This is a genomic window from Ruegeria sp. YKSF070 (genome assembly GCF_059612725.1).
In genome coordinates this window covers 1-13,910 of the sequence record NZ_JBXWRD010000027.1, presented here as the reverse complement: position 1 = coordinate 13,910, position 13,910 = coordinate 1, and the positions used below count along the sequence as shown (strand labels likewise).

10 protein-coding genes, 1 tRNA gene and 1 rRNA gene are annotated in these 13,910 nt (G+C 59.6%); 1 reads left to right on the top strand and 11 read right to left on the bottom strand.

Annotated elements, in window-relative coordinates; all coding sequences use genetic code 11:
- Positions 1–222: 222 nt before the first annotated feature.
- The 9 genes from AC2FL1_RS14010 to AC2FL1_RS13970 form a co-directional block, all read right to left on the bottom strand.
- A complete protein-coding gene (locus AC2FL1_RS14010) occupies positions 223–639 on the bottom strand; it encodes a hypothetical protein (protein WP_496877344.1) in 417 nt (138 codons plus the stop codon).
- Between the two features lie 417 nt (positions 640–1,056).
- Positions 1,057–1,455: a hypothetical protein gene (locus AC2FL1_RS14005; RefSeq protein WP_496877343.1), complete on the bottom strand. Its 399-nt coding sequence runs from the start codon at positions 1,453–1,455 to the stop codon at positions 1,057–1,059.
- A gap of 342 nt (positions 1,456–1,797) precedes the next feature.
- A complete protein-coding gene (locus AC2FL1_RS14000) occupies positions 1,798–3,729 on the bottom strand; it encodes a hypothetical protein (protein WP_496877342.1) in 1,932 nt (643 codons plus the stop codon).
- Positions 3,730–4,311: 582 nt separating this feature from the next.
- The gene (locus AC2FL1_RS13995; RefSeq protein ID WP_496877341.1) at positions 4,312–5,247 is read right to left on the bottom strand and encodes a DUF2493 domain-containing protein; all 936 of its coding nucleotides are present in this window, start codon (positions 5,245–5,247) and stop codon (positions 4,312–4,314) included.
- Positions 5,248–5,578: 331 nt separating this feature from the next.
- Positions 5,579–6,616, bottom strand: a complete 1,038-nt coding sequence (locus tag AC2FL1_RS13990; protein WP_496877340.1) for a DUF7146 domain-containing protein — start codon at positions 6,614–6,616, stop codon at positions 5,579–5,581.
- Between the two features lie 97 nt (positions 6,617–6,713).
- A complete protein-coding gene (locus AC2FL1_RS13985; RefSeq protein WP_496877339.1) occupies positions 6,714–8,843 on the bottom strand; it encodes a ParB/RepB/Spo0J family partition protein in 2,130 nt (709 codons plus the stop codon).
- Positions 8,844–8,960: 117 nt separating this feature from the next.
- Complete coding sequence (locus AC2FL1_RS13980) at positions 8,961–9,710, bottom strand: hypothetical protein (RefSeq protein ID WP_496877338.1); 750 nt, start codon at positions 9,708–9,710, stop codon at positions 8,961–8,963.
- Positions 9,707–10,093 (bottom strand): hypothetical protein, encoded by a 387-nt coding sequence (locus AC2FL1_RS13975; RefSeq protein ID WP_496877337.1) that lies wholly within the window; start codon positions 10,091–10,093, stop codon positions 9,707–9,709. Before AC2FL1_RS13975 ends, AC2FL1_RS13980 begins: the two co-directional genes overlap by 4 nt.
- A 195-nt stretch (positions 10,094–10,288) precedes the next feature.
- Complete coding sequence (locus tag AC2FL1_RS13970; protein ID WP_496877336.1) at positions 10,289–11,482, bottom strand: DUF932 domain-containing protein; 1,194 nt, start codon at positions 11,480–11,482, stop codon at positions 10,289–10,291.
- Between the two features lie 620 nt (positions 11,483–12,102).
- Between AC2FL1_RS13970 and AC2FL1_RS13965 the strand changes: the two genes are divergently transcribed.
- Positions 12,103–13,752 carry a recombinase family protein gene (locus AC2FL1_RS13965; protein WP_496877390.1) on the top strand — a complete coding sequence of 550 codons (1,650 nt, stop codon included), beginning with the start codon at positions 12,103–12,105 and terminating at the stop codon, positions 13,750–13,752.
- Here the strand turns inward: AC2FL1_RS13965 and AC2FL1_RS13960 are convergent.
- Both AC2FL1_RS13960 and rrf read right to left on the bottom strand, forming a co-directional pair.
- Positions 13,709–13,785 (bottom strand) — tRNA-Met (locus AC2FL1_RS13960). The two genes, AC2FL1_RS13965 and AC2FL1_RS13960, sit on opposite strands and share 44 nt — an antisense overlap.
- Positions 13,786–13,828: 43 nt before the next feature.
- A 5S ribosomal RNA gene (rrf, locus tag AC2FL1_RS13955) occupies positions 13,829–13,910 on the bottom strand; the annotation flags it as partial.

Here is a 13,910-nt window from a genome sequence, read left to right as displayed (position 1 = left end):
GCGTGCCACAGCTGCGCCGTGTCCGACGGCCAGAAACCGCAGGCAGAACAGAGCACGTCAGGCGCCATTCACCACACTCACAGGCATCGGCCCGGTTGGTCCATGGTCATGCGAGAAGACAGGGATGATCCGGGCTTTGGCCTGCGATCAGCCAAGAACCGTCGAAGCGCGGATTTCCACCGCGCCTACGATCAACTGACGAGGGACGGCCGCAACCAAGGGCTAAGGGTCGAGAAGCCCCTCGCCCAAGGCATTGAGGTTGACCATCGCCGCAACCGCGACGACCGCGCCGCAGCCACTGCAGATCAACGTCAGCATGACACCCGGCTCGAGCGCATGTTTCGCGACGCCATGGGCCAGCGCGTAACCCGCCACGGCGGCGGGCACCGCAAAGAGACCGAGCGCCCCGAGGCGGAGGAACGGGTTCCGAGCAAAGCCGAGAATAGCGATCACGAGCGCGACGGAGACCGCCGCTCCCGCCAGGCCAGCAAGGAAGGACAGGCCGAAAGCGGCACCGCCACCATGAACCTGCAGGAACGCGGCGATCCCGGCCATGACCGGCAGCGCGAAGACCGCGAAGCGAAAGGCCAGTACGCCGAGGGCGATGGACAGAGAGATGGCAAGAAGAACAAGCGACATGGACGCCTCCATAGGTCGGTGACTTTGGGGATCACAACAGGCTGCCCGAATGTGCGCACCGCCTGCGACTATGCTGCTTCGCCGGTTCTGCTGATTGGATTATGCCTCAAGGTCATGGGTTTCCCAAGCCGAGCATCATACAGAAGCGGACCTTCGCGCATGTTCCAGCCAAGGACGGCAGTGCGGACAAAGCGCCATTTCGCTGCGCTCGCACCGCTGTCCGCTTAAGGAAACACGATTGACGTTTCGCGGTTTTGGAGTCCAGCAGGGAGCGTTGCAATCCGGCACTGGTTTGTGCGGTAGACCCTAGGAAAGTACCGGAAACTTATTGATGATGTGCGGTAGCCAGCTGCTGCTTGTCAGGTGTGGAGTGCCCCGGATCAATCACCTTGAGCGGCTGCCAACGAAGGACCTCCGTTACGTTGCAACCAACATGTACGCCACTTCAAAAAGAACATACCGATAGGTGACCCCGTTTATCGTGACGCGAAGCAACGCAACTTCATTCAAATACCGGTTTCCACCCCTTTCGACGACACGCAGGCGCCGTTCTACATGTCCACCCGTCTTTGAAAAGAGTTCCTTGATCACTGCTTTTGGCACAGCCTTGTTTCGCTTTGTTTTCTTGATTTCAGAAACAAGCACAGCTTCTCCAATGACGGCCGCAACCTCGACCAAAAGGAAGACCCCGCCAAACAAGGAGCCCCCGATTGCACCGACCGCCAGCCCACCAGCCCCTTTAACAATCGCAATACCCACCGTCTCAGCTTCGGAATTTCGGCTAAAGGAAAGAAAGGACACTACCGACCGGGACATCTTATCACCGACAGTTTTGGTGCCCACCAACTTGCCCAACGACCGGTGCAAATTGTCCGTGTCACCATCGGTAACACTGTTCAGGGCATTAGCTGCCTCCGGACCGAGTAAAACAGCACAAGAGTAAAATCGTCCCCCTCCAAGCGACGCGGTTTGTGTCGTGAAAAACTGCCTTTCCGGAAACTTTGACGGGCCCTTGATGAAAGGGCTTTGATCATAGGTTTCGAATAGCCGAAACGGATCGACGACTTTCGCACCTCGCGAACAGACCGACGCGGCGTAGACAGAACTTGCGCAGATCGTAAAAACGCAAAACGAGAATACAGTTCGAAAACACTGCATTTACTTACAGTAGTAAATTGTGCCGGGACCGCAGTTTTCATAATACACAGGCGGGCGTGGCTTCGGAGGCGTTGTAACTGGTGGTTTTTCCGGCTCTGTTGGAAATAGCTTTGCATCCAGATCCAGGGACAGCGATGCTAGCATCGCGTGGAGTTCTACATCGTCCAGGCAGATTTCAACACCCGCTCCGACCTGACAAAGCTCTTCGCGCATAGGATAAAGTCGCAGAAAGAAAATCCTGTCGCGGATATACCGCTGGACGATGGGCTTGTTTTCATCTTTGGACCAGAGTTCATGCGCTGGAATGTCGAGATGCTTGCTCATAACACTCACATTCAAATCGGCATTTCGCACGGGCAACGCAACGGCATACCGAAAAAGCTGTCTTGCCAACTCCCCTAGGGGTGTCAGGTTCGTATTTAGGGCAGGTGATGATGTCGCAACCATTTTGAAAGTCTTTGTGGCCGGATCAAACTGCGCTTCTTGCGCCGTTTGGTTTGCCGTTGCAAACAGGAAAGACAGCCCGAAATCTGGCGCTAAACTGTTGGCTGCGTCTGGCGACAGCCTGAGCCTCGAAGTCATATTCGTAAACTCTGCTTCATCTGCAAATTTTTGGCCCGCAAGCTCCTTGAGACGCTGCTCTCTAGATCCAAACGCAAACTCTGTTTTGGCTTGGTCTAGGCTGGTTTCGATCGAACAAGTGCCTTCCGCGAAATCAGCTTCCTCATAATAACAATCCTCTAGCGCTGTCAGAAGCGCTCGTATTGTACGCCTGATGTTGTCTCGGTTTGCCAACACCTCATTTTCCCCACCCACAGATGCAATCGACAGGTTCGAATAGGCGAATTCTTCCGGTTTCGCAGTGGAGTCATACTGGGTCAGATAAATGTCACGCGCAGCCTCATTGTACATGCCCAGAAGGTCATTCAAAAAGAAATAAAGCCTGGAATAATCAGCCATCGGGAACGTTGTTCCGACCAGATCATAGGGGGCACCCGCCACAGATGTGTAGGGAAAAACGGTGGCCGAAAAGGCACTTGGGTTTGTGTACACAGTGGACACATCAATAGATTGCGAAAACGTTTCGGGATTGAAATCTTTATCAAACTTAATCAGTTCAGATCCGCCTTCCTGTAGGATCCTGATTTGAGCACGCTGATCCCGTGTCGTTGCCTGTTCAGTATCGATGAATTTTCCAGAGAACGATACGCCCCAACCGCTCGCGCTGGCAGACGCCTCAATCCTTTGCTTTTCTTCTGTATTTGACACGTCGCGCGTAGCCATAACCGAAATTCGTGCACCACGTCTTACACTGGCGACATACCCCGTACCGCAGGCTTGCCGAAACAGGACCCTGCGTTGGGTTTCCGTGAGGCTGTCATCATTCAAAAGCGCTTGAATTTCGGGAGTAAAACCAAGCAGCGTGCCTCGATTAATGCCCAGCAATTCTCGTTCCGACAGACGCAAATCTTCATCGGATTGGAGGGTTCTTACGTTTGCTGCTTGGGTGCTTCCAACTTCAAAGGTAAACTGAGAGAGTATGTTTGCAGAGTCGCGTTTAATGCTCTCGGACCGATCATAAGAGCCGGAAACAGAGGCATCAATAAAGCCCCAATCCACCGAACCTGACAGGCTGGCAAAGCTGGACCTGCTCAGTTCATAAGAGTTTCTGATCACTCGGTTGTTGTGGCTGAAGGCCGTCTTCTGTAAATCGATTTCGATGAACTGAACGCAAGTAGAATTCGTTTTCCGACCCAGTAAGGCATCCCACCCAGAACCCACCTCAACCCCATAACTTGGATACGCGATTTCAATGGGTTGCAGCGCTCTCAATTCAGAGGCCAGTTCTTGGGCCTCACCGCCTTGCCACGGGAAAAAGCCTGCCAAAGATGCCAAGATGATTTTGATGGGGCTGGTCACACTGGTCTTCATTCATTCAGTCCTTCGACTCACATTTTGAAACGACGTCGACCACGACCGAAGAGTCGACGTTTTGCATGATTACACCGTTAACAATGACTTGGCCGACCTCTAGCTCAATGTGGACCAATTCATCCTTTGGCAGAATGATCACATCTTTCGGTCCAAAAATTACTATGGACGACGCCACGATCGCACATGTTAGCATTCTAAAATCCGCCTTGCTCAAGTCCTCCACGTGCTCCGAAAGCTGTCGTGGTATTGGCAGGTTGCTATATGGTAGCCTGACTTTCAACCTTGATCGAAAAAGCCGCGCCACCCACAACCATAAGAACTTTGCCGTCCCGACGGTAAGAATTGGACATTGGACCCGTCAGATGAGGCCACTCAGATCGAGGTTGTGTTATGGGCTTATGTTTCTGTTTATCGTAGGTTTATGTTATCGACGGCTTTTGGTGACAACCTAAACCGGAATTTAGTGCGACGTGCAGCACCGGTAGCTTTGGGCTCGAACCGGCAGTTTGCTGCGATGGGCATGAACGTCCGGTCTGACGCAGTGGCCGCATGATTTGCATTTCGAGGAGATAGCAGCGCTCACGCGCCGCCCTCGTGCTTCAAGATCGGAATGCCTAGCTTGCGGGCCTTATCTGCGAGGTTCTCCTGGATCCCGGTGCCGGGAAAGACGAGCACACCGATCGGCAGGACATCCAGCATCGCGTCGTTGCGCTTGAACGGGGCCGAACGGCCGTGTTTGATCCAGTCGGGCCTGAAGGCGACCTGCGGCACCTTGCGGTGATCGGCCCAGCGGGACGCGATGAGTTCCGCGCCCTTGGGTGACCCGCCGTGGAGCAGCACCATATCCCGGTGCTTGGCATGGACCTTGTCGAGCCGCGCCCAGATCAGGCGGTGATCGTTGAAATCCGCCCCGCCGGTCACGGCCACCTTGGGGCCTTCGGGCAGAAGCAGCTGCGCCTCGGCCCGGCGGCGGGCGGCGAGGAAATCCCGGCTGTCGATCATCGCGGCGGTCAGGTTGCGATGGCTGACGCGCGAGCCGGTCCGGGGATACCAGGGCTTGCCGAGGTGATGCTCGAAGCCCTCGGCGGCGAGGTCGCGAAAGAGTTCCAGCGCGGTGCGCCGTTCGACCATGCTCTGCCCCTCGGCCACGAGGCGTTCGAGTTCGAGGGATTTGACCTCGGAGCCGTCCTGTTCCAGTTGCAGGCGGCGCTGCGCCTGTTCGTTGTCGTCGAGTTGCCGTTCGGCCCGGGCCAGCGCTCGGTGGAAGAGGTTGACCGCGCCCCAGAGCAGTTCATCGAGATCAGGCTCGAGGCGCGTATCACCCAGCGTCGCGACAAGGGCGTCGAGGATATCGGTGACGGCACCGGCGATCTGGCTGCCCTCGGGCAAGGCACGCGGGTCGGGTTCATCTTCGTACGGGCGCCAGCCGTAGAGCTGGAGTTCGGTCAGGATATGGGCGGTCGAGGACGTGCTGTGATGCGGCTCGTGGGCATCGGTTTCGGGATCGAGGGTCATCTGCGGGTTCCTTCCTCGGGGGAGCCGCGCGCCACACGCGGCCTTCGTGGCAGGAACGCGCCCATGGACGGGGCGGCCGGGCAGCCCGAGCCCTTCGCGAGGGCCTTGATGGTCAAGCCCGGCTATTTTGCCTCGCGATGCAAAGCGCCCCAACGGGGCGCGGCGGAAAATAGCCGGAGCGCGGCCATTGCCGGGCCGTCCCGATTGTGGGCCTCCTGCCCTCTCAGAAGGCCGTGCGCGCCGGCCTTTCCCGTGGATGGGACCCGCGCGCGGGATGCCCCTGCGAAAACGATGCTATGAGCCGTGCAGCGCCAGCCCGATTGCCGCCCCGTCACACCGGCACGGAACGAGAGGCATCCTCGGCGTGGAGATGAAGCCGCAACCGCGCTTGCAAGGCTGCCAGACCGTAGCGCTGGAGATCGTCGTTGAAGTCGCCAAGTCGCGGCGTGAGGGTCAGCGCCTCGATCCCGGCCTCGGCTGCGCGCGCCGCAAGTCGATCCCTCGCCGCCGCGCCTGCAGGGTCACGGTCGCGCAACACGTAGAGCCGCCGCAGGCCAGCGGGAAACCGGATGGCGGCCAGGTGTCCCGATGAAAGCGCCGCGACGGCGGGCAACTCAGGCAGGGCCGAGCGCACGGAAAGAACCGTTTCGATCCCCTCGCCCGCGATGAGCACGTCACCGGGCGCGCCGAACCGCACCCCGTTGCCAAGCAAAGCGCCCATCGCACGCCGTGGTGTGTCGATATCAGCCTTGGCGCTCCCGTCCGAGCGCAGCCACGTGCGGTGGGTCCCGGTCTGCCGGTCCTCGAGATCAGTGATGGCAGCGAGCATGGCCGGAAGCCGCGCGACCGGCCCGCCGCCGTCGGGCCGATAGAAGCAGGCGGGATGGAACCGCAGGCTTGGCATTTGGTCAAACGCTCCTATGCCACGCCTGCGCAGATAGGTTTCTACCGGAGTGCCGCGGATCGGTACACCCATTGCAAACAGGCGTCGTGCCGCCTCCTGAGATCCGGTGGCAGCTGGTGGCTGTGAATGTGGAGAATGCTGTCGGGTTGGATCAGGTAAGGGCAGGCTCAGGAAGCGTCGGGCCTCATCGGCAACGTCCTTGAAGTCGACCAAGCCGCAGCTTTCACGGATGACATCGAGCAGGTCGCCATGCTGCCCCGTGGCTGCGTCGGTCCATTTTCCAGCGGCACGGTTGCCGGACAGTGGCCCGGACAGCCGAACGAACATGGATCGGCCCGGTGTGTTATTAACGTCTCCCACCAGCCAGTAATGACCCTGCTTCCGGCCGTTCGACAGATAGTGCCGGCACACCGTTTCGGCGTTCTGGGAAAGCTGGCGCGAAAGCTCGGTGGCGGGGCTCGTCATGGCGGTCTCCAATAGGGTTGGACGCAATCAGGGGCCCGCCATGACTGACGGGCCCCTGACTTTGGACCTTGGGGGAAGGTCCTGTGCTGCTCGTAGGTCACTCGGCGGCTGTCCTGGCGAAGGCGTCACCGGCGACGGGATCATCTTCCTCCATTGGGTCGGAGTCTCCGATAGCCGGTTCGCCGCCGTCTTCCGCCGATTGCGCTTCGCTGCTGTCGGGATCGTTTTCCGAAGGGTCATCGTCGGAGCGGTCCGCCTCGTCGACCAGCTCGATCTCCGGGGCATCCTCTTCCTGCAGCAGCGGCGTGCGCAGGGGTTCGGGCAGCCAGCCGGTGCCCACGAGCAGCTCCTCGGCGGCCGTCACCATCTCAGCCTTCTTCAGCCCGGTGATCCGGTCAGCGGCGTCTTCGCCTTTCGCCTCGCGCACGGCTTCCAGGATGCGCGCCTTGGTCACGCGGCCGAGGTAGCTGTCACCGGTCGTCGTCCAGCCCGCCTTCACCATGTCGAGCCCGACAGTCCCGGCCAGCACATCCGCATGCGCGATGGCGCGCGGGCGGCGCTGGTAGGGGTCGTGTACGGCATTCACGCTCATCGCCACGCAATGGGCGAAGAGCGCTTCGCGGCTACAGCTGTCGAATTCGGTCAGCGCCTCCCAGAGGTCCTCGGATGCATTCGGCAGGTTCCGCGCCCAGGTCTCGTGGCGCTGGTCGATGGCCTGCGCATAGGCCGTGTCGCCGAGACCCGGCACCTGCGATCCGAACCCCGCATTGCGCGGTTCGATCTCGACGCAGCTGTCGACCGCGTAGCGATAGAAGAGGCGCAGGACCATGGCGTGAAGGGCGGCGAGGAAGGCGACCTGCGGGTCCTGGGCCAGCGCATTGCGCAGAGCCAATGTTCGATGAGCCGTCAGTTCAATCACGAGGCGGTCGGAGAGCGGTTTGAGGCCGTCATCCTCTTCCTCCTCGTCCGTGGTGGGCACAACGGCGTCGTCGGTTTCGTCGATCGGTGCTGGGTCAGACGTGATGTCGACCACGTCCTCCACCTCCTCGACCGGCTCGTCTTCGGGCCGCACGTAGCCGCGTTCGACACGCAGCCGCCCTGAACTGTCGATGCTGGCGAAGGCCCCGGCCAGCGCGAGGTCTTCCGCCTCGAACCGGATGGGGCGCGCCTCGAGTGCCTCCATCGCCTCCTCGATCTCGCCCAACCGGGCATCGATGTCGTCGGGCAATTCATCGGCTTCCGCATGCTCGGCCTCGAGCGCGTCGTATTCGGCCTTCAGCGCCTGGTAGCTGGCGGCTTCCTCGTCGCTCATCGGCACCGCTTCGCCATGAATCCGGCGCATCCCGAAGGTGTGGCCATAGGGGAACTCGGTGTCGACCTCGACCCATTTCCAGCCCTCGGCACGGATCGCTTCGGCCTCTTCGGCCAGTTTCTCGCGCACCATGACGTCGAGCAGGGCGGCATCCTGCAACCAGCCGCCGTCGTCCTGCTGGAACAGGTCGCGCAGGATCTCGCCCCCGGCCTCGATGTAATCGTCGAGCCCTACGAACTGCGCCCGCTTGTCCGAAGCCCGCACCGCACCCTCGGTCAGCATGCGGCGGATCTCATGAGGCGCTCGCGAATAGTGCCGCTGCAATGCCTCCCAGACCTGCTCCTGCCGCGCGTGATTCGGGTTGACCGTGAAGGCCATGAGCTGGTCGAGCGTCATCTCCTCCTCGGCATAGGCGTCGAGCAGCGACGGCGCGACCGCGGCGAGCTTCAGCCGCTGCTTGACCACGCTGGCCGAGACGAAGAAGGCCGCTGCGATCTCCTCCTCTGTGCGGCCCTTCTCGCGCATCGCCTGGAAGGCGCGGAACTGGTCGAGCGGATGCAGGGGTGCGCGCTGGATATTCTCGGCGAGGCTGTCCTCCTCGGCGAGCCCGTCTGTGCGGACGATGCAGGGGACAAGTGCTGTCTTGTTCATACGCTTTTGCTTGACGAGTAGCTCGAGCGCCCGGAACCGCCGCCCGCCGGCGGGGATCGTGTACATACCGGTCTCGGCACCGCTGTCGTCCAGCACGGGCCGCACGGTGATGGAGCTGAGCAGCGTCCGCCGCGCGATGTCCTCGGCCAGCTCCTCAATCGACACGCCCGCCTTGACGTGGCGCACGTTCGACTGGCTGAGCGTCAGCTTGTTGAAGGGAATGTCGCGCGAGGCGCTGAGGGTGATCTTCGCTTGCTTGGTCATCGGGATATCTCCGCGACGGGCCAGCCGGGAGCCTTTCTCCCGACCTCCAAACCCGTCACGGAAAACCCGGCACCCCTCTTACTCTAAGCGGAAATTTCCTTTGGTTGCGCTAGCAATTTACGCCTTGTCAAAGACCTTGCGCGCCAACTCTCGCCGAAGCTTCTCTACCAGTTCTTTGTGATCCGTGTAGAAAAGGATGCGTCGTGAGTTCACGTCAAACGGCATTTCCGCGTCGGAGTTGGAAATCATGACCACATCTTTCCCAAGCGCATGCGCGATGCCCAACTCGTACATGACATTTGGGTTGCGAGTATTTACGTTTGCGATAACGATACGCGCTCGTAGCATTTGCCGGATTATGTGTGAAAGTATGTCGCCACGCGAAGACTCTTCATCACCCCGAACAACCCTAATTCCAAACTCAGATAGCCCTTCTACAATTGCCGAATAGGTTCGCTGCTCACTTGGATGAAAGGGAGTGAGAACAAAAACCAGATTGCGGTCCATCTCAAGCTCATTGGAGTCAATCGAAAGGCTCTCCAGAAAACTATTGGGGTCTATTGCACTGCCGGAAAATAGGCGGACACGTTTTTGACCGTCAATCAGTAGGTGATTGACATCTTCAAATCTTTCAAGTGATCGCGTCAAACGAATGTTCAAGTCAGCGATTTGGCGCTCCAGAGATAGACGGTCATCATCGTATCGAGAATGGAACTCCCGTTCGCGAACTGCTCGGGTGAGTTCGCTATTTCTTTCTATCTGACGTAGAATGCGAACACCTATGAAGATCGCGTAAACGACCCCCATGGCGACCGACATCGCGAGGATGACATTGGAGAACTCGGACAGGTATTCTAAAGGGTTCAAGGCCTAGCTCCCAATACAAAGATGGGGAGCGCAATAGCTCCAAGTGCTAGTGCGATGTTTAGAAGTGTAAGCCAGAAAAGCTTCTTCGGACTCGCGATGTAAACCTCCGAATCCCGGTCACTCATTAGTGAGCAAGAGTACTTCCATACGATGATGGACAGGTTCATCAATATTATGGACCCAACAATTGTAGTTGATGCGTGCTCATTGGGGCTTTGTAACTGAGATATCGTCGCAATCCCAAGCATGAACCCGACGAGGTTTGCATCAACAGGAACCTCAAGAAAACCTGCGTAAAGGGCCTTGCCTCTATCAGCCTGAAACATGAATTTTTTTGTGATGAGGAATAGAAATATCCCCAAAAGAGAAAGAAAAATTGCCATTGTAGCTTTTCGTCAGACCTGGTGAAGCCGAGGCGAACTATCGTACACCCTAGGATCCCATAGAGTATCCTCTGACGCTCGTCTACCATCGAGACAACCATGTAGCTTGAATCAAACCCGCGCGTTCTGGCCCGAAAAATGCGGTTCAATCAACGCCTGCGAAGGCTTCTGCACTACTTCAGCGCAGAAACTGCGCTAACCGGCCCCCTCCAACAACGCTTTCGCCTTGCCCTCCATCACCAGCCGCGCATCCTGCTGCGGCTTGGACCGGGCCACCGCAGTGATGCCCTGCACGAAGTCGAAGACGCTCTCGGGCGGGCGGCCTTCCTCGGCCAGGACCGTCTCGACGATCCGCCTCGTTTCCGCCTTTGAGAATCCGCGCTTGCGCAGGAAGTCTTGACGGTCCTCGTCCGACCGCGCGACGATCTTGTCCCGCGCCGCGCGAATGCCGTCGATGAAGGGTGCGGGCGAGGACTCGGCGAAGCGGCTTAGCGCAGGCGCAGCCTCGTGAGCGAAGCGGGAGGCGGCGTATTTCGAATGCCGGATGGTGATCTCCTGGAAGTCCTCGACGCCCCAGAGGTTGCGGTTCTGACAGACCGCGCGCAGGTAGAAGCTGGCGATGCCGAGCGTCTTGGCCCCCACCTCGGAGTTCCAGCAATAGAACCCCCGGAAGTAGAGGTCGGGCGAGCCATCGGGCAGCAGCCCCGCCTCGATCGGATTGAGGTCATCGACGAGGAACAGGAAGACGTCGCGGTCGGAGGCGTAGAGCGTCGTCGTCTCCTTCGTGACGTCCACGCGCGGATTGTAGATGCCCGTCGACCAGTCGAGCACGCCCGGCACCTTCCAGCGCGTGTCGCCCGTGCCATTGCCCGCGATGCGCTGAACGGCAGAGACCAGTTCGTGATCGTAGATGCGGCCATAGTCGGGTCCGGTCACCGCACGCAGTTCCGTCCGACCATCCGCGACTTCCATCGTCTTGATCTGCTCGGCGCGGTGGTTCGTCAGCCCGTATTGCAGGTTGATCCCCGCCAGCGGCGCGGGAAGTTGCCGCAGATAGGCCGCGGGCGCGCCCACGAGGCTCGAGAGCTGGCCGAAGGACCAATGCGTCGGCGCAACTGGCTCGTCCGCGCCCGGCAGGACAAGGCCCAGCTTCTCCGGGTCGTCGCGATGCGCCTCGACCCGGATCGCTGCGCTCTCCACCGTGCGCGTCCGGCTTCGCTCCGCCCGGCCCTTGACCGAGGCGAAAAGGTCGTCGAGCGACAGATACCGCTCGTCATCCGGCCGCGCGAACCACTCGGACGACACGCGGTCCACGTTCTCGCCGCGCGACACATCCACCTTGTAGCCGCCGCTCGTGTCACGACCGGCATCGATAATCTCGGTATTCATTGGAAAACCTCCGCGACGGGCGCCGGAGGCCTCTCCTCCAGCCCTCAACCCGTCACGGCACCCCTCCCAGTCTCTTGCTCTTTCGCCGGTCCAGTGGCGGCTTCCCGCGCCGCAAGCACACCCGCGTTGCGCGATTCGGGCAGCCTATGGCAGACTTCTTTCAGGCAACGGTCTTCGGACCCCGCCACAGCTAAGGGCCCCGAAATGGTGAGAATTCACATAGAACAGCGCAGTATCTCCGGATTCCGGGCCGCCGATTTGCGCGACGCTGTAGCAGCCATCAATGCGCCAGGCTACGCGAGTATGCGCGCGCCCCACCTTCAACGCGCTATGATGCATAGGCTTTTTCCTTCGTACGTGTGCCAGCCTCTGGCAGGCTGGTGCTTATGGAAAGGCACCAGAAAAGCAGGCCGGGGGCTGACGCCTCAATGGACGCCCAGGACTCATCTCGGGAAAGCGGGGCGGCTGAGAACACCATTGCGCGCCTCACGCCTTCTGGCGATGATCCGCGACTGGTCAACCTTGTTCGCTTGTTGGCGCGGCAGGCGGCGAGAGAGTTCATTGAGACAGAGAACAGGCGGCATGCACGGGCTCGCCTCCGCGATTAAGGGGGCTATCGCATGAAGGCAGCGCTTTACGCTCGGTATTCATCTGACAACCAACGTGATGCGTCGATCGAGGACCAGCTTCGCATCTGCCGTGCACGCGCGGAGCGGGAAGGCTGGACGATCATCGACAGCTACACGGATCGTGCGATTTCCGGGGCGTCCTTGCTACGGCCCGGCGTTCAGGAACTGATCTCGGATGCGCTGAAGGGCCGTTTCGACGTTATCCTCGCGGAGTCGCTGGATCGTCTCTCTCGGGACCAGGAGGACATCGCCGGGCTCTACAAGCGGATGCGCTTTGCAGGTGTGAGTATCGTGACGCTGTCCGAAGGCGAGGTCAGCGAATTGCACATCGGTCTCAAGGGCACGATGGGCGCACTCTTTCTAAAGGATCTAGCCGACAAGACCCGGCGCGGTCTCCGCGGGCGCGTCGAGAAGGGTCGCTCCGGTGGTGGGCTTTGTTATGGGTATGATGTCATTCGTACGGCCGATCCGGACGATCGGGGCGAGCGGGAGATCAACCCAGCCGAAGCAAACGTCGTTCGGCGCATCTTCAGGGATTACTTGTCCGGACAATCATCGCGGACGATCGCAATGACCTTGAATCGGGAGGGCATTTCGGGACCGCAGGGAAAGGAGTGGGGGCCGTCGACAATCCACGGCAACCCGAAACGAGGGACGGGCATTCTCAACAATGAACTCTACATCGGGCGGCTGGTCTGGAACCGTCTGCGATACATGAAGGATCCTGACACCGGCAAGCGCGTCTCCCGCCCGAACCCGAAAAGTGAGTGGGTTGTCCAAGAGGTCCCGGACCTTCGGATTGTGGACCAAGATCTCTGGGACGCGGTGAAGATAAGGCAAAAGAGCCTGTCGTTTGATACGTCGCCGACAGGAAGCAATCCTATGAACGATAGACGGCGGCCGAAGCACCTTTTCGCCAGCCTCATAAAGTGCGGTTGCTGTGGTGGCGGGTACTCCCTGATCTCGAAAGACCTGCTTGGCTGCGCAGCGTCGCGGAACAAGGGCACATGCGACAACCGTCTGAACATCCGTCGGGATGCCTTGGAGGCGTCGATCTTGAATGGCCTTCGGAAGCATCTCATGTCGCCGCAGCTCTTCAATGAATTCTGTGCGGAGTTCACGCGCGAGGTAAATCGGCTCCGGATCGAGCGCGGGGCCGACCTGGCCGGCTGGAGGAGCGAACTCGAGAAGGTTGACCGAGAGCTCGACAAGATGGTCGACGCCATTCTTCAGGGCTTCCCGCCTGCCAAGCTCAAAGACAAGGCTGAGAAGCTGGAGGCGAGGAAGGCGGAGTTGAGCGAGCTCCTGGCCAATGCCGATGAGCCGCCGCCATTGCTGCACCCGAACATGGCACGGATGTATCAGGATCGGATCGCCAAGCTCTGCGAGAACCTGCAATCCGAGGAAGATCGTGGCGCCGCCGTCGACGTGCTTCGATCACTGGTCGATGAAATCAGCCTCGTGCCCGAGAACGGCGAACTCTCCATCGTCCTTCGCGGCGACCTGGGGGCGATCCTGCGATTTGCCGCCGGAAAGCAAAACCCCGACTTCCTTTCGGAGGCCGAGGCTTTGGATAACCTGCTTTCGCAGAAATCGTTGGTTGCGGGAGTAGGATTTGAACCTACGACCTTCAGGTTATGAGCCTGACGAGCTACCTGGCTGCTCCATCCCGCGCCGGTTGTTTTGTTATCGCATTAGAGAGATGAGTATTTATTAGGTTTGGCGGTGACCTACTCTCCCGGGGCTTTAGCCCGAGTACCATTGGCGCGGAGGCACTTAACTTCCGGGTTCGGGAAGGG